Below are 16334 nucleotides of genomic sequence, written 5' to 3' on the forward strand. Positions count from 1 at the left end.
GTGAAAACGACAATGAAAACAACCCCCATATATAAAGCTATATTAGTTTGTTTATTATTAATTCTATTCAATCTATTTCTGCCAGTCTCACAAATCTCCGCTGCAGAACAAGACATTAAAAGTACTATAGATAAATATGTTGAAAACTTTTTGAAAGAGCAGCGAATTCCAGGAGCATCTATTGCTATCGTTCATAAAAATAATATCTTTTACTCTAAATCGTGGGGCGTAACTGGAGAATCCGAAGAAAAAATAACTGCTGAAACTCCATTTGTAACCGGCTCTATCAGTAAGTCGTTAACTGGCTTAGCCATCATGAGATTGGTTGATGCAGGCACCATTCAATTAGATGATCCCGTTCAAAAGTATATGCCGTGGTTTACACTTAAAGATAAAAAGGCCGCTTCCCAAATAACGATTAAACATTTGCTTACCCAAACAAGTGGGATCAGCACTTATTCTGGCTTAGCTATATCGGACAAGGAATCTAATGATTTGAGTGCTATAAAGGAAAATGTAGAAAGTTTATCGAATGTTAAGCTGACTGCTGCACCTGGAGAAAAGCATCAGTATAGTAATGCTAACTTTTCTATTCTTGGCGCTCTCATCGAAGAAGTGACTAATCAAACATTTTCTGAATATATGGAGGAACAAGTTTTTTCTCCATTAGAGATGAAAAATGCAGCCGCTAATAGTAGCATGGCCTATGAAAATGGATACTTATCTGGTTATCAATCATGGCTTGGTCACCCTGTCAAAAGTGCAGTCACCTATGATAATGGAGGTGCACCATATGGATATATAACGGCAAGTGCAACAGATATGGTGCAGTATATTAGACTACTTAGTCAACATAAGCAAAACAATTTTTTAAGTAAAAATGCGATGAACCTTTATATTTCACCGCTTGTCCGAACTAGTAAATCTCGATATTACGGCCTTGGTGTACGAATTTCCTATCCAGAATCTAAAGAAGAAATGATTTGGCATTCTGGTTCAAATCCTGACGCACGCTCAGAAGTATTTTATCTTCCAGAAACCGATTGGGGCGGTGTGATTCTCACTAATAAAAGTCATATATTAGAGGAAAAGTCCCTTCTTTACTTAAAGCAAGGGATTATCAATATTTTAAATGGGAAAGAGCCCGTTGACGCACCTAAATATAAACCAACATTACAAATCATAGCAATTGCTATAATATGTTTACTTTTTGTGATGTTTATTTATCTTTTAATAAAGGTTAAAGCTAAAAAAGTGAATAAAAGAGGCGTGTTTGGTATATTCGGTTTCATACTTTTAGTTTTAGCCATGATCTCAATTCCATTATTAAGCTATAGTATAGAAACACCTTGGCATACGATTAGATATTTTGCTCCTGATATTGCATTTTTGACTATAATGATGGTTACTCTTTTAACATTGAATGGCTTATTTTCTATATATATTTCATTTAAACGACGACAAAAAAGACAACTTCTCTAAGTAGGAGTTGTCTTTTTTAGTTATGCTTATATTATCGAGGAAAAAGCTACATATTCTAAAATTGATTATTCATCTCCATGCCCGTATCCTGCTTCCGAGGTCTCAGCGTCTGCTTTCGTAACATGTACCGTACCCAATGGATGGTTAGGAGGAGCGTATATCGAATAAAGCTTTAGTGGCACATTTCCTGTATTTGTGAAGTTATGCCATGTTCCAGCAGGTACTACTATGGCATAATTTTCACGGACCCTTCTTTCATAGTTTAAATTGTTTTTACTAGGGCCCATTTGAGCAAGTCCCTCACCCTGTTCAATATATAAAAATTGCTCAACATTTGGGTGTGCCTCCAAACCAATACTATCGCCAACATTAATACTCATTAAAGTAATCTGTAAATTCTTTCCCGTCCACAGAGCCGTACGATACGTATCGTTTTGCTTAGTCGCATTTTCAAGATCGATGACAAGTGGCTGAGCTCCATAATCTTTTAATTCAATACTTCCACCATTGGAAAAACGAGAAGGTTCAGCGTTGTTCGCATACCCTATCTGATAAGGAGGTGCCCAATAAACAAGCTGATCTCCATAGTTATAGTTATACATAGGCATGTTTCCGTAATAAGGAATGTAGTACATTTTCTCAATCCCCTCACACATTATAAGAACATCCTATGCAACTTGCTAAGGAAATGTACTCCTTTTGCAAAACATCATCGTTAGACATAACACTTTGAACTACTGACAGCTTTAAGGAGTTCACTTGTTACAACGGGCCTATACATCAAAATTCTCTTAATGAATTAACGATGCTCTTAAAGTAGTTATTCCGTTTTCTAAATACCCCTTTAAACAAGTTAATATATACACCCAGCCTTCTTTTTGTTCCATCATTTTTGCTATTACGTCCGGGTTTTCTTCCTTAAGTCCTGACTCAACTACTTTAATAACTGTATTTGAATCCTCCCCCGTAAATGTTATTGTCACCATCGTTCCGTTCCCATGTTCTTCTCCCCAAGTAAACGCAATAGTCCTATTTATCTCGATATCAAGCACAGTAATAACAACCTTTGCTTTATACTCATCATATTTTAAAGTAAGCTTTTTTCCCTTTTCCCATCTCTCTGAACTACTTGAGAACCAAAAGCCCCCGATTTTATCTGGAGATACAATAGCTTCAAATACTTCACTTGCTGGCTTATGGATTTTTAATTTGGTAATTACGTCAGTATTCATTATTAATCATCCTCCCCTTATCAATTATGTTCGGCACAAAAGTATTTGCTGAAAGTAGTTAAACTCTTTCTAAAATTCCCCATCTCCTTCTTTACTATTCACACACATTTCTTAATTCCCTATTAGTAATTTTGAAAATGTAGTGTAAATAAGGTGCGATTATCTAAAATGAAGAAGTCTTCGTGAGATATTTTTAATACTAGCCATGTGTAAACAAATTCTTCAATTCAATATTTCCCCTGATAAAGGACATACTAACTATTATAGATTTATCACAAACGAACATTCCAAAAAGTATATAATTTGACTAGAACTTGATATAGTATGTATTTAGGAATAATCAATTTGTTTGGTGGTGTATATATGAAGAAGTTCAGTATGGATTTTTTAATGATTACGGTCGGAGCGCTGCTTTTTGCACTAGCTGTAAATTTATTTGTTATACCTAATGATTTAGGTGAAGGTGGCGTAACAGGTGTAACAATCATCGCTTATTATTTGTTCGGATGGTCGCCTAGTATTGTGAGCCTTGTGTTAAACGCAGCTTTATTAGCGGTTGGTTATAAATTTTTAAGTAGACAAACGACTATTTATACGATTATTGCAGTATCCCTCCATTCACTCTTTTTACATTTAACAGAATCGTGGTCAATTTCTTCAAATGAAATTATCGTGAATACTATTTTTGGCGGGGTGTTCGCTGGAGTTGGCATAGGCTTAATTATAAGAGTTGGTGGAACAACAGCAGGTTCAACAATCTTAGCTAGAATGACCAATAAATATTTAGGCTGGAGTATTAGTTACGGTTTATTGTTTTTTGATTTAATCGTTGCTTTTTCATCTTATTTTATTATTGGGGCAGAAGCATTAATGCTTACTATTATTATGCTTTATGTCGGTACTAAGGTGATGGAGTTTGTTATTGAAGGTGTGAATCCAAAAAAAGCTGTTACGATCATTTCGAAAAATCCAGAAGAGATTGCCAGTCATGTAAATGGTTTTATGAATCGGGGCGTGACGGTCCTATCTGGTCATGGCTATTATACGAAGGAGCAAAAAGAAATTCTGTATATTGTCATTAGTAAACAAGAAGTTGTAAAACTGAAGAAAATCGTCAAAGAAATAGACAAGGATGCCTTTATTGCCATTCATGATGTACGAGATGTCTTTGGACATGGATTTATTGAATTATCTAAGGCTTAATAAGACAACTGAGAAAACACCTTTTGTTGGAAATGGGTTAATCCCTTTAAAAATCAACATGGAGGTGTTTTTTCCATTGAAATTAACTCATACTTACCCATTTACGATTATCACCATAACGAGTGATTGATTTCCGTTCCGACTGGGCGCTTTGTTGCTGACGCTTCGCTTTCGCACAGTTAAAACATTTGCCGCTGACGCTTCGCTTTCGCGCAGAGCAGAGCTTCCTGGGGGCGTCCGATGAGCCGCTTCGCTCCGCTGCAGGGTCTCGGGCCAACAGATGTTTTTTGCGCGAAAGCGTAGTGCTAACGTAGCGGCAGCGGCACGATGTTGGTCACGAAGGCGTTATCACAGGATGTGATGGTTTTAGCCTTCGTTCCTTTATTGCTGATCCCCAAGGAGTCGCCCAGTCGTAACGAAGATCAACTTATACGCAAGGTTAATTCCAATTTTCAGTAACGGACCCTTTATTCCCTAACCTGTAAGGAAGTTTCAATAATCGTATCTAAAAGTTGTGTATAAGACATTCCTGCACAGGATGCGCTTTTTGGTAGTAAGCTGTTTTTTGTCATTCCCGGCAATGTGTTTACCTCCATGACATATGGAATTCCATCCTTGAGCATCATATCAATTCTGGCATAAACACTACATTTTAACGCGGCATAACTAGCCTTTGCAGCTTTAGCAACTCGGTCATGTATGGCAGGCGGAAGTTCTACAACCTCCTCGATCGTTGCGGCATCTTCGTATTTCGCCTTGTAATCAAAAAATGTTGCTGTATGGCGAATCGAAATAATCGGTAAAAGCTTACCATCTATAATAGAGCATGTTATTTCTTCCCCTTTTATATATTTCTCAATAATGATTTCAGCATCCCATTTGAATACTTCCTCGACCGAAGTGAGTAAAGAATCTTTATCATAAACTATTTTTACCCCTACACTGGAGCCACCCGAATTAGGCTTTACTACTAACGGATAGCTCATTTTGTCTAATTCGTCCCACTTAAGCTCCTCAATATTCGAAAGATGAAGCCAATTTGGAGTTTCAATTCCTTCATAACGTAGGATTTTTTTCGATATATTTTTATCCATACAAATACCGCTAGATAGCATCCCACTTCCGGTATATGGAACACCCAACGTTTCTAGCACACCTTGAATCGTTCCATCTTCTCCAAATTTTCCGTGAAGCGCTAGCAGGGCTATATCGAGGTTTTTCACCTTTTCTATAAGCTCTTTTTTATCATGTAGTTCAATTGCTACAACTTCATATTTACTCTTATCTAAATGAGCAATCATTTCTTCCCCTGTCATAATCGAGACCTGCTTTTCAGAGGAAACGCCCCCCATTATCACGCCAACTTTCATATTTTCAACTCCCCATTTCATTTTTCAAGGTATCTCCAATAATCTTAATACCACTCACAATATCCTCTTCTGTTAGTCGAGAAAATCCTAAGCGAAATGTGTTACTTCCTTCACCGTTGCTGTAAAAAACATCTCCAGGATAAAAAACAACTCCCCTTAGATAGCACTTTTCCAATAATGTACGAGCGTTCATTCCTTCTTCTAGCTCAATAAAAAGATGAAGTCCACCATCTCCTGTCATTCTCTTAAAGGGAATGTATTGATGGCATGCTTGACGGGCTAGTTCATATTTTTTCTTATAAACGAACTTAGCCTTTTTTAAGTATTTTTCAAAATAGCCATCCTGTAAATATTGATAAAGTACAGCCTGATCCAGAGTCGATGTATGAATAGTACGAGCTCTTTTCATACTTTCCAGACAATTGATGAGCTCCTTATCTGCTAATATCCAACCAACACGTAAGCCAGGAAAGAGAACTTTAGAAAAGCTACTGATATAAATAACATTGTTACCCTCACCGATAAAAGTCATTAACGGTGCTAAATGCGAACCTGAATAACGTAATTCTTCATTAAAGCCATCCTCTACAATCGGAATTTGATATTGTGAAAAAAGCTTAATAATTTCAGCTCTTTTTTCAGAGGATGTAACAATGCCTGTCGGATTATGATAAGACGGGATTAAGTAGGCAAAATCAAATTCCTTCTCCGACAAGCTTCTCTCAACTTGTTCAATATCGATACCGTCATCCTTCATATCGATCCCATGGATGTCAAATCCATGTAAGCGAAAAAGCTTTAATGCCGCATGATGAGTAGGATTTTCACAAATAACACGTCCAGATTTTTTCGCTAAGGAAGATAATAAAATATCCAATCCCTCGGTAAAGCCATTCGTAATCAAAATATCCTTATTGGAAATATCTACGCCCTTCATTTCCATATAGTGAAGAAGGTACTCGATTAACGGTTTATAGCCCTTTGCGTATCCATAATTCAAAACGATATCTCCTTCAAGGGACATCCGAGTCAGAAAGGCTCTTTTAAAATTTTCAACATCAAAAAGCTTTTCTTCGGGGGCAACGCTATTAAAGGAAATCATGCCTTTTTCCCAGTGAATATCTTGCTTCATTAAATCTAATTCATCAGCTAATAAGGTAGCTTTATTAAGCCTTTCCTTCCATTTAAGCTCGATGGAAGGTGCTTTCAATGTTGCGACCTTCCCTACAAAGTTTCCTTTTCCTTTTATCGCATAGATAATACCTTCTTGCTCTAAATCTGCATATGCATTCAGGATCGTATTTCTACTGACCAATAATAATTTACTTAGTTCACGGGTTGATGGAAGCTTCTGATGCTCCAACAAGTGTCCCTTCATAATCTTTTCTTTCAAATAATTTTTTAACTGAATATAAACCGGACGATCATCGATAAGCTTAAAATCATTAAACATTTCCTTGACCCCCTTGCTTTATTTTTGCATAACCGTATTTAACTCAAAAGGTCCACAGTAAATGTATTTTTCCTTCATAGTGGTATGGTTTCTAACTCATAAAAAATGCAACCCTTCAGAATGAAGAATTGCATCTATCATAGGCTAATTATAATTACGTTTAGTTGAATAACGCTAATTTAATTTCTAATGCAGCATATTTATTGCTGCTTGGGAATGTAATCTACGTTAATCACAGAAAAATAATATCCAGTCACTGTTGATATTCGAAAAGTTGAACCTTAATCTTCCCATTAGCTTCGCTCCTCATGAATTCTTTTTAAATAAACCTACTAAAAATCCTTCTAAACCGAAAATCTGATCTTCATCAGACATGGCGATCATGTTCCGTATTTCAATTTTCTCAAATAATTGAAACACTTCTTTTAGTTGTTTTTTTGTATACCCTAGCCCGCCTTCTAAGCTACGTTTTATATAAACTTCTTCATCTGAGATGGCAGAACCACCATATGAACCATGCTCCTCAAATGAGCATAAAGCGAAGTAACCATTCGGTTTTAATAATTTACGAATCAATTCAATATACGTCACACGACGATGAGGGGCTATATGGTGAAAACAACCTGAATCATAAATAAAATCAAAGCTCTCTTCTTGTAAATTCAACTCAAAAATATTGGCACAAATTAATTCTACATTTACGTTTGCTTCATCAACCCTTCTTTGCGCCCATTGCAATGCTTTATCCGATAAATCAACACCAACAACTGAACAACCTTGTTTTGCTAAGTAAATGGCATTTCGACCCGCACCACAACCTAACTCTAAAACTTTATTTGGACGGATCATCTTTTCTTCTAAATAGCTTACTAAGTTTTCATCTGGTTTATTAATAAAAAAAGGTATCTTTTCAAATGTTTGATCATAAAATTCATTCCAAAATTTCTGTGGTTCACGTAATAAATTATCTAATACAACTAGCAATTGTTCATTTGATTTGATTAGCATTTTACGCCTCCCGTTTGCACCTATCATCTTTCAAAAAAACAAATATTCTTTATCTCTTCATTATAAAGTAAAGTTGGGTGATACTGGAAATTAATCGCCCTTAATTCACAGGAGGTATATTTATACATTTTTAAATAAAATATTATAACTGTGGATATTTTCTCTAAATCAATTACACTGAACATAAGATAAAGTGAAAACAGGAAGGAGTTACAACATGGAAGAAATCTTGACGATTACGAATTTGACGAAAAGCTATGGTAGCAAGGAAATTTTAAAAGGAATCGACTTGCACGTCTCGAGGGGTGAAATCATTGGCTATATCGGTCCGAATGGTGCTGGTAAAAGTACGACTGTCAAAATTATTTTAGGAATTGAAGGCGATTACGGTGGAGAAATTAAACTTTTCGGAGAGAATATCGGCAAAGACAGCCTTGAATATAAACGAAGAATTGGCTATGTACCGGAGATAGCAGACGTTTATGATAATTTAACGGGGTATGAGTATTTAACCTTTATCGGCCAGCTTTATGGTCTTGAATTAGAGGTGGCTGCTGATAAATCAAAATCCTTAATGGAATTGTTCGGCGTTGGAGAAGCATATCATTCCAGAATATCTTCTTATTCAAAAGGGATGCGGCAAAAGCTATTAATTATCGCTAGCTTAATACATAATCCCGATTTGTTATTTTTAGATGAGCCAATTAATGGATTAGATGCGAATAGCGTGATGATTTTCAAAGAAATTTTGACTCAACTGGCTGCTCAAGGAAAAACAATATTTTATTCCTCTCATATCATGGATGTTGTCGAAAAAATCAGTAGTCGTATCATCTTGTTGAATGATGGAAAAATCGCGGCCGACGGGACATTTGCCCAACTACAGGCAGACAATACTGAAGGAACTCTGGAAAGAATTTTCAACCAATTGACAGGATTCCATGATCATCAGGAAATTGGCGAGAAGTTCGTTTCTATTGTACAAGAGGTATGAACATGAAAGATTTCAAAATCCTACAATTTCTTGATAAAATTCAATTTATTTTTGTGAAAATGGGCGTCGATTACGATATCATGCGAAAGATCCTCCATATTAAACTAACAATGGATGAGCGCAAAGTACCGACTATATTTAACCAAGCATCCAATAAAAACAAAGAAGAGCAAAAATACGGCTACATCAAATCTTTATGGATTTATGTTTTATTTGGGCTTATGTTAATTCCTTTTATGGGATTTGGCCAAAACTATATTTTCCAGATGAGTATTGCTTATGCCATGATTATTTTTATCATCATGACAACATTGATTTCTGATTTTTCTTCCGTACTTTTGGATGTACGGGACAGAAGCATTCTCTCGACCAAGCCTATCTCTGCTAGAACGGTCAATGCGGCCAAGTTTATGCATATTTTCATTTACTTAACGTATTTAACGATTGCTTTTACAGCCATCTCCCTAGTCGTTGGCCTATTCAGACAAGGAATTGTATTCTTTATTTTAACGTTACTCTTACTAGTTTTAATTAATATTTTTATTGTCGTTTTAACGGCTGTTTTATATATTGCTATTTTAAGATTCTTTGATGGAGAAAAGCTGAAAGATATCATCAATTATGTACAAATCGGCTTATCCTTAATGCTGATGATTGGCTATCAAGTTCTTATTAGATCCTTTGAATTCGTCAATTTTGATATGGTCGTAACATTTCATTGGTGGAGTGTTTTTCTCATTCCTATGTGGTTTGCCGCTCCTTATGAGTTACTGCTAAACGGTGACGTCTCTTTATTTACAGTGATCTTCAGTATTTTAGCTGTCGTCATGCCAATCATTTCGATATGGCTTTACCTAAAGCTAATTCCAACCTTTGAACGTAATCTGCAAAAACTATTAAACACTAGCAAATCGAAAAAAGAAAAGAACAATCGACTTAAGACGCTTTTGTTAACAATCATTTGTAGAACGAATGAAGAAAGAGCTTTTTACCGCTTCGCCTCCCTTATGATGAAGCAGGAGCGAGAGTTTAAACTAAAAGTATATCCATCTTTAGGGTTTTCGTTTGTCATTCCATTTATTTTTATGTTTTCTTTTTCAAGGTACGAAGCTATTGATTATTCCGTTAGCATGGGTTATTTAAATATTTATTTCAGCATGCTAATTATTCCGACAGCTGTGCTTTTGCTTGGGCATTCAGGAAAATATAAAGCAGCTTGGATCTATAAAGTCTTTCCAATGAAAGATTATACAAACTTAAAAAAAGGTAGCTTAAAAGCATTTTTGATTAAATTGTATATTCCATTGTATATTGTTCTGAGCATCATTTTCTGCTTCATTTATGGTACGAGAATTATCCCTGATTTACTGACTGTTTTAGTAGCAAGCTGCATGTACACAGTCATTTGTTACCTCGGAATGGGCAGCAAGATTCCTTTCACAAAGCCTTATAATGAAGTTGGCGATGCCCAGAGTTGGAAAACTCTTTTGTTGTTAATTCCATTAGGTATGCTGGCGGGGCTACACTATTTAATAGCTAGTCAGATTTCCTTTGGGTCAATTATTTATCTAATTGTGCTTGTTATTTTGAATTTTATTATATGGAAACTAGTTTTTAAACGAACACCGTAATATTTAGTGACCTTAAAAATCCAGCAAGCTATACTAACCATCCCTTTGCTTAGTGGATGCCCCTCCTTGCTACATTTTATGAACTATCATGTATAAATAACTTGGTCTAATCGGATCAAGTTATTTTTCATTAGCTTTTTTAACTTTCTCACTAGCTACAACAACAATTAAATGTAATACAGAGATAATTACAGCAATACTCGCACCGATATTATAAGCTTCTAAATTGTATAAATTTATAAATGAAATGCCTACATTATCTAAAGTGCTAAATAGATTGTCAGTTCCCCTTACACCAGCTTCAATTTTATCCAATAACCAAAAAACAATAAAAATTCCAAGTAAAGTCACTAATGTAGAAATAAGACCTTTTACAATAGATTTGCCCACAATTACCTTCCTCCTATAAAAACATTTCATTAGATGTGTTTGCAGAGCTACACTTATTTAATAGCTAACCAATTAGGATGAAGCTGTTTTTGTTGGTGCCTATAAGTAAAAAATCGCTTTAAAAAGCTTTTCTCTCATATATACGAATAGATAGTAGCCATGACCCAATATACAATATAGCAATTGTAAGGATAGCTACGAGATACATTTGCGTTTCTTGTAAAGATAGGAACTTTCGTGTCAATTCCCTTAATGTTTCATTTAAATTAGGGACTAAAAACTTAATCGTCGCTAGATAGATGCCAAATAAAGCACCTGCAGCAAACACTAAATATTGCCTTTTAAATTTATAAAACACTGGGAGCATGAATGAAATAGCGACCATAACAAGCCCCATAATAAACAATATAGCTTTCCATGAAAACGGCGTTTCTTTTCCATTTAACAGGAAACTCCCTCCGTAAGTAAGCATTATAAATAGTGATGTAAATATTAATACACCTACATACCTCGAAGAAACAATTTCCTTTCTCGTATATGGAAGCGAATTGAGCAGAATATTAGCGTTATCTTTTTCATCGTAAGACAAAGCCATATTAATAAATGATAGACTACATACAACTACAATAGGAATTGGAGAAACATCTATCAGTAAGTAAATTATTATAGTAGCAATGTAAATAAAAAATACTTTTTTTTGTATTAAAATATCCTTAAATATAAGGTTAAACATACCGTTACCATCCTCTCTTCGTATAATACATAATATCTTCAAGCGTTGGTTTTTCCACAATCACAGAATCTCCAAATATGTTTGCCATACGATTTTTATCAGCTGTTAATGCTTCAAAGCCTACATTCGTTTTTCTGATTGAAATAAACTCTTGTTCCGTTTCTTTATCCAATAAATCCAACTTCCCTTTGACTATGGCATATTCCTCTTCAATTTTATAAAATTCTTTCGTAAAAATATGTTCTCCTTTATGAATAAAGGTAATATAATCCGCAATACAATCTAAATCTGTTGTAATATGTGTCGAAAAGAAAATTGTTTTTTCCCCATCCTGCATTAACTCATGTAATATATTTAGTAACTCTCTACGAAATATTGGATCGAGCCCAGCAGTCGGCTCATCCATAATAATTAATTCTGCATGATGAGCTAGAGCAATAGCTAACGAAGCTTTCATCTTCATTCCCTTCGAAAAGGTCTTCATATTTTTATTTAATGGTAGTTCGAATTTTTCAACATAGTGTTGAAAAGTGTTATCATCCCAGTTTTTATAGGCCGGTTTAATAATCTTTTTCATATCCTTTAACGTAACATTTTCATAAAAAACATTTTCATCATAGACAAAACCAATACGTTCTTTTATTTCTTTTTCATGTCCCTTATATTTCATACCAAATAATGAAACAGTACCACTATCTTGTTGTAATAAGTTCATAATCAACTTGATCGTTGTTGATTTACCTGCACCATTTCCCCCAATAAATCCAGTTACATAGCCCTTTTTAACGTTAATAGAAAAATTCTTTACCTGAAATCCATTAAATGCTTTATGAATATTCTGTAATTCAATGACATTTTCCATCATTCATCCTCCGTTTACCATAATGTAAGCATTTCCTTGAGTGTCCGTTTCTTTCGCAAAATGAACGAACAGATAGAATAAGTCCGTATTTCTCGAGATCTCCACAAAAATAATGTATATATACTCTATGTACAATATATACATATCGGGTTTATTTTGCAAGTAATAAATTATTATTGAGCTCAAAAAAAGAACATGAGACTGTTAAATTACAATCCCATGTTTTCAATTCTGAGTTATTTAGTTGATAAAACTGCCGATGATGACCTTAATTAGCTTAGGAAACTATTTAATCGGAGCATTATTAATTGTTGATAATACTTCATTCACTTCGAAGATTTTCCCACGAATATCGGTAATACCGAAACTTGTTAATCGTTCTGAATGCATGGCTAAATATTTTTCAGCATCTGTTTTGGTTTCAAATAAATAGATCCCGCCAGATTCTTTATCCGCGGCATTCTCAGTCCAAATTTTCCAAATCATACCTGGCTCTTCGTTAATACTTTTTGCTAAATCAACGAATGCCTTAGACATTTCTTCGCCGAATGGGCCGTCCATTGTAAAATCAACCTGTAATAAATATTTCATGATTAAAACTCCCTTTTTGATTTTTTTATAACAATTAGTTTTATACAAAAATGACTTTTTATTTATTTACAAAATAAGTTTCACCAAGTATTTCTTTCGCATCATAATCAGTTGGTAAAAGCTCGTTCTCCACAAATTTGTGAATGTCCTTTTGCTCAATATCATACATAACTTCTATCTCTTTCGAAAAAAGAAGCTTTTCTTTCTGAAGTAAACTAAAAAGTGCTGGTTGTGATTTTGGCTGTAGTTCATCTAAATTAAGAACTTGTTTTAGCCCAGCAATATAGGATTCTAACGTTCGGCTACCGACAATTTTCACACCTTTATTTTCTTCGTTCAACATGATAATCGTTGGAAATCCTCTAACGCCTAGTTTTGAAGCTAGCTCAAAATCTTCATTTAATAATTGCTGTCCAATCGAAAGTTCAGCTTCTTTTACAATTTTTTCTCCATTAAGTCCAAGATTATTCACGATTTCAATTAATACCGATTTCTCTGCAATATTTTGATTAAATAAGAATACAGCTTCTCTTGCACGGCGCAAAAACACCTTTGCTAAATACCCATCTTGCTTTTGAATCACTTTAAAGACTCTAGAAGGAGGGTAAGATGATTGAATGGGATTTTCAAACCAAAGCGTACCATCAATCGGCATACGACTATGCTCGCCAACCTCTCGCCAGTGTCCAGCCACATCTGTTGGGCTTGATATACCATTAGAGACATCAGCAAAGCCATTCCATTTTTCTAGCAAACCACCCATTAAAGTATGGAAATTGACATAATGACCATACTGCTCTACAAAACGACGCAGAACTGGCTCTAAAGCCCAACAATGCGAGCATATTGGATCTGTCACATAATATACATCAATCGATTTCCTTTTTTGATTGAAATCAATCACCTGCATTTCGTTATCTTCTGAAACACCACATACACCCGTTTCTAAATCACAGATTAAATTATTATTGTTCGTCATCATACTCACCACTTTCATTTTAATATCTTTCTAAATAGGAATACTTTGATGTATCGTTTTCTAAATAAGCATATTTGCTTTATAATCGTATTTTAGTAAATACTGAAGATCATCTGTACCAATAGTTCTTTAGATTTGTCGTATATACAACACATCAAAGAAATTGTTTAAAAAGTAGGAGTGATACACAAAATGACTCAATCAAAGACTGACCCTCGTGTTCTTCGTACTCGCAAATTAATTATGGATTCTTTTATTGAACTTTCAGGTCAAAAAGAATTTAAGGATATTACTGTGAAAGATATTACGACAGAGGCTATGATTAATCGCGCAACATTCTATTATCACTTTCAGGATATATATGATCTATTGGAAAAAGTATTATCAGAAGTATTATTAGTTAATTTAAATTATAGTAATTTCGAAAAAGGCGAGCTCAATGAGGAATTGATTATTCAAATTTTCGCAGCCATAACGACCTTTCAGAAATCTTTATCTAATCGTTGTCATAGAGGATATGAAGATACCATTTCTCGTATTATTAGGGAACATCTCGAAATCCTTTTTTACAAGATGTTATTAAAACAACATAATACGAAAGAGGATGCAGCACTAAAAACTACCGCTGTCATACTAAGCTGGGGAATTTACGGTGCTTCTATGGAATGGAGAAAAAATAGTATGAATACATCCCCGGAGGAATTTATTAAATTGTCCATTCCTTATATATTATCTGGGATTACTTTAGATTCTAAAGACTAAGAGTTTCCCTATCACGTAAAAGTAGAGCATGTTTTGAAAAGATTGTTCAAAACATGCTCTGGAGATTTAACGATTTAAACGCTCTATATATTTTTCTGATTCATCAGCTATTCGCTTAAATTCAATATCATGAATATAATGAGAGCAATCTAATTTTATTAATGTACCGTCTTTATGTTTACTGATGAAATCCTTTTGAAATTCAATCCACGCATCCTTATCCCAACCTGTCCCTTGACCGTTTGATGAGAACAAAAGCATAGGAACATTTGGGATTCTAGCCGCTCCTACCTTTTCAGCATTTGCCTTAATATGCTGAACTTCATTTATCATATTTTTAGTTGCCGTTCTACGATAAAAAATTACTTTATACAATTCTTTTTCCTCATCTGTTAAAGTCCCATATTTTATAGCATCACTTTCAGACAGACCCGAAATCCATCTAGTAAAACCAATATTTGCAGCAAAGGCACTTAAATGAACTAGAGGCATATTTATATCATAATCTTTATATGCGGCAGGAACGGCCATATCCAATCCTATAATCGCCTTTACTTCATTCGGGTAGGCTTGTGCCCAATACAATGCTTCAATACCAGACATAGAATGAGGAAATAAAATATATGGTCCTGCAACGCCTAATTTTAATAGAGCTTCTCTTGTTTCTTGTAAAATAGTATCCATATCACGGTCAGTATCTGTAATGTCACTAAATCCATAGCCTGCCTTTTCAACGACAACAATTTTATATTTATCGCTTAACAATGAATATAATGATTTAAAATCTAAAACAGGTGAGCTTGTGCCTCCCCCAGACATAAATACAAGCGTATCTTCTCCATCACCTTCTATGTACACATGCATCTTATGACCATTCACTTCTACCATTTTCCCTGTTGGTGTATATAATTGATCTTCCTTTGATAATTGGTTTTGATGAATAATATAACTTGTCGTAATAATTAACAAAAGGATCGCTGCAATAATTGAAAAAAATATCATGATTCGTTTTATCATGTCTTTCAACCACCCCTTACAGGATTTTTACTATCCAACAAGCCTAACTTAATAAGTTTACCCAACAGAAGAAACCATGACGTTTAGAGTTCCAAAAGATAATCGATAAACTGGAGCTTTTGGCCATTCATTTCAAACTCATCACCACTTATACACACTTGTTTAAAACCATTCTTTTCAAGAACCTTTTGAGAGGCAATATTATTTGTTGTTGTTTTTGCTTTAATCTTTTTAACGCTGATTTCTGTTTCTAATAGTAGCTTTAAAGCTTTAGCCCCTATTCCTTTTCCGCCATATTCTTTACCTACTCTATAACCGACTTCTGCTATATTGTTCACTGTATCTATATCTACTAAATTAATTCTTCCAACTATATTTCCTGAGTAGTCCCTTATTAAGTAGAACCTTGATTTTCCTTCTTTTTGTTCTTCTAATAGCTCTCTATGTTTCAATTGAAACTTTTCAAACATATAATAATCTTCCCCACGACTGGGTACCATTTGTTCAAAGAATAGTCTATTATTCTTTTCAAACAGAAATAATTCTTCTGCGTCACTTTCTCGTAAGCTATTAATTGATATTTCCAAGTTAACTCATCCCCTCGTTCTTTATGATTCTTTCATTCAA

General features: G+C 34.5%; 17 protein-coding genes. 5 read left to right on the forward strand and 12 right to left on the reverse strand.

Annotation, left to right across the window (positions count from 1 at the left end):
• Positions 1-12 precede the first annotated feature (12 nt).
• Positions 13-1482: a serine hydrolase domain-containing protein gene (locus ABE34_RS18460; protein WP_197143955.1), complete on the forward strand. Its 1470-nt coding sequence runs from the start codon at positions 13-15 to the stop codon at positions 1480-1482.
• A 65-nt stretch (positions 1483-1547) separates the two neighbouring features.
• Here the strand turns inward: ABE34_RS18460 and ABE34_RS18465 are convergent, their stop codons facing one another.
• Complete coding sequence (locus ABE34_RS18465) at positions 1548-2117, reverse strand: cupin domain-containing protein (RefSeq protein WP_197143917.1); 570 nt, start codon at positions 2115-2117, stop codon at positions 1548-1550.
• 156 nt (positions 2118-2273) lie between these two features.
• A complete protein-coding gene (locus tag ABE34_RS18470; protein WP_197143918.1) occupies positions 2274-2714 on the reverse strand; it encodes an SRPBCC domain-containing protein in 441 nt (146 codons plus the stop codon).
• A gap of 363 nt (positions 2715-3077) precedes the next feature.
• Here ABE34_RS18470 and ABE34_RS18475 point away from each other — a divergent pair, with 363 nt between their 5' ends.
• Positions 3078-3917: a YitT family protein gene (locus ABE34_RS18475; protein WP_197143919.1), complete on the forward strand. Its 840-nt coding sequence runs from the start codon at positions 3078-3080 to the stop codon at positions 3915-3917.
• Between the two features lie 467 nt (positions 3918-4384).
• Here ABE34_RS18475 and ABE34_RS18480 read toward each other — a convergent pair whose 3' ends face one another.
• The 3 genes from ABE34_RS18480 to ABE34_RS18490 all read right to left on the reverse strand — a co-directional run bounded on the left by ABE34_RS18480 (position 4385) and on the right by ABE34_RS18490 (position 7748).
• Positions 4385-5287, reverse strand: coding sequence for a D-alanine--D-alanine ligase (locus ABE34_RS18480; protein WP_197143920.1), 903 nt, complete (start codon positions 5285-5287; stop codon positions 4385-4387).
• 4 nt (positions 5288-5291) lie between these two features.
• The gene (locus ABE34_RS18485) at positions 5292-6740 is read right to left on the reverse strand and encodes a PLP-dependent aminotransferase family protein (protein ID WP_197143921.1); all 1449 of its coding nucleotides are present in this window, start codon (positions 6738-6740) and stop codon (positions 5292-5294) included.
• 306 nt (positions 6741-7046) lie between these two features.
• A complete protein-coding gene (locus tag ABE34_RS18490; RefSeq protein WP_197143922.1) occupies positions 7047-7748 on the reverse strand; it encodes a class I SAM-dependent methyltransferase in 702 nt (233 codons plus the stop codon).
• Positions 7749-7965: 217 nt separating this feature from the next.
• On the opposite strand from ABE34_RS18490, the gene ABE34_RS18495 reads away from it, so the two are divergent.
• Positions 7966-8742, forward strand: a complete 777-nt coding sequence (locus ABE34_RS18495) for an ABC transporter ATP-binding protein (protein ID WP_197143923.1) — start codon at positions 7966-7968, stop codon at positions 8740-8742.
• Between the two features lie 2 nt (positions 8743-8744).
• Positions 8745-10373 (forward strand): hypothetical protein, encoded by a 1629-nt coding sequence (locus tag ABE34_RS18500; protein WP_197143924.1) that lies wholly within the window; start codon positions 8745-8747, stop codon positions 10371-10373.
• A 120-nt stretch (positions 10374-10493) separates the two neighbouring features.
• On the opposite strand, the gene ABE34_RS18505 is transcribed toward ABE34_RS18500, so the two are convergent.
• From ABE34_RS18505 to ABE34_RS18525, 5 genes are all read right to left on the reverse strand, one after another.
• Complete coding sequence (locus ABE34_RS18505; RefSeq protein ID WP_197143925.1) at positions 10494-10763, reverse strand: hypothetical protein; 270 nt, start codon at positions 10761-10763, stop codon at positions 10494-10496.
• Between the two features lie 118 nt (positions 10764-10881).
• Positions 10882-11496: an ABC-2 transporter permease gene (locus ABE34_RS18510; RefSeq protein ID WP_197143926.1), complete on the reverse strand. Its 615-nt coding sequence runs from the start codon at positions 11494-11496 to the stop codon at positions 10882-10884.
• Between the two features lie 4 nt (positions 11497-11500).
• A complete protein-coding gene (locus ABE34_RS18515; protein WP_197143956.1) occupies positions 11501-12358 on the reverse strand; it encodes an ABC transporter ATP-binding protein in 858 nt (285 codons plus the stop codon).
• 285 nt (positions 12359-12643) lie between these two features.
• Complete coding sequence (locus ABE34_RS18520) at positions 12644-12949, reverse strand: monooxygenase (RefSeq protein ID WP_197143927.1); 306 nt, start codon at positions 12947-12949, stop codon at positions 12644-12646.
• A gap of 58 nt (positions 12950-13007) precedes the next feature.
• The gene (locus ABE34_RS18525) at positions 13008-13928 is read right to left on the reverse strand and encodes a DsbA family protein (protein ID WP_197143957.1); all 921 of its coding nucleotides are present in this window, start codon (positions 13926-13928) and stop codon (positions 13008-13010) included.
• Between the two features lie 192 nt (positions 13929-14120).
• Between ABE34_RS18525 and ABE34_RS18530 the strand changes: the two genes are divergently transcribed.
• Complete coding sequence (locus tag ABE34_RS18530; RefSeq protein WP_197143928.1) at positions 14121-14690, forward strand: TetR/AcrR family transcriptional regulator; 570 nt, start codon at positions 14121-14123, stop codon at positions 14688-14690.
• Between the two features lie 66 nt (positions 14691-14756).
• Here the strand turns inward: ABE34_RS18530 and ABE34_RS18535 are convergent, their stop codons facing one another.
• Both ABE34_RS18535 and ABE34_RS18540 read right to left on the reverse strand, forming a co-directional pair.
• Positions 14757-15707, reverse strand: coding sequence for an alpha/beta hydrolase (locus ABE34_RS18535; protein WP_206700678.1), 951 nt, complete (start codon positions 15705-15707; stop codon positions 14757-14759).
• Between the two features lie 83 nt (positions 15708-15790).
• Positions 15791-16294 (reverse strand): GNAT family N-acetyltransferase, encoded by a 504-nt coding sequence (locus ABE34_RS18540; protein WP_197143929.1) that lies wholly within the window; start codon positions 16292-16294, stop codon positions 15791-15793.
• Positions 16295-16334 lie beyond the last annotated feature (40 nt).

The organism is Lysinibacillus sphaericus (genome assembly GCF_015844675.1).
Taxonomy (GTDB): domain Bacteria; phylum Bacillota; class Bacilli; order Bacillales_A; family Planococcaceae; genus Lysinibacillus; species Lysinibacillus sphaericus_E.

Excerpts from the sequence above, each read along its gene's own strand:
- ABE34_RS18490 (WP_197143922.1), bottom strand. The coding sequence starts at position 7,748 with ATGCTAATCAAATCAAATGAACAATTGCTAGTTGTATTAGATAATTTA.
- ABE34_RS18530 (WP_197143928.1), top strand. The coding sequence starts at position 14,121 with ATGACTCAATCAAAGACTGACCCTCGTGTTCTTCGTACTCGCAAATTA.
- ABE34_RS18520 (WP_197143927.1), bottom strand. The coding sequence starts at position 12,949 with ATGAAATATTTATTACAGGTTGATTTTACAATGGACGGCCCATTCGGC.
- ABE34_RS18485 (WP_197143921.1), bottom strand. The coding sequence starts at position 6,740 with ATGTTTAATGATTTTAAGCTTATCGATGATCGTCCGGTTTATATTCAG.
- ABE34_RS18535 (WP_206700678.1), bottom strand. The coding sequence starts at position 15,707 with ATGATAAAACGAATCATGATATTTTTTTCAATTATTGCAGCGATCCTT.
- ABE34_RS18510 (WP_197143926.1), bottom strand. The coding sequence starts at position 11,496 with ATGTTTAACCTTATATTTAAGGATATTTTAATACAAAAAAAAGTATTT.
- ABE34_RS18460 (WP_197143955.1), top strand. The coding sequence starts at position 13 with ATGAAAACAACCCCCATATATAAAGCTATATTAGTTTGTTTATTATTA.
- ABE34_RS18525 (WP_197143957.1), bottom strand. The coding sequence starts at position 13,928 with ATGACGAACAATAATAATTTAATCTGTGATTTAGAAACGGGTGTATGT.
- ABE34_RS18465 (WP_197143917.1), bottom strand. The coding sequence starts at position 2,117 with ATGTACTACATTCCTTATTACGGAAACATGCCTATGTATAACTATAAC.
- ABE34_RS18470 (WP_197143918.1), bottom strand. The coding sequence starts at position 2,714 with ATGAATACTGACGTAATTACCAAATTAAAAATCCATAAGCCAGCAAGT.
- ABE34_RS18475 (WP_197143919.1), top strand. The coding sequence starts at position 3,078 with ATGAAGAAGTTCAGTATGGATTTTTTAATGATTACGGTCGGAGCGCTG.
- ABE34_RS18495 (WP_197143923.1), top strand. The coding sequence starts at position 7,966 with ATGGAAGAAATCTTGACGATTACGAATTTGACGAAAAGCTATGGTAGC.
- ABE34_RS18515 (WP_197143956.1), bottom strand. The coding sequence starts at position 12,358 with ATGGAAAATGTCATTGAATTACAGAATATTCATAAAGCATTTAATGGA.
- ABE34_RS18480 (WP_197143920.1), bottom strand. The coding sequence starts at position 5,287 with ATGAAAGTTGGCGTGATAATGGGGGGCGTTTCCTCTGAAAAGCAGGTC.
- ABE34_RS18500 (WP_197143924.1), top strand. The coding sequence starts at position 8,745 with ATGAAAGATTTCAAAATCCTACAATTTCTTGATAAAATTCAATTTATT.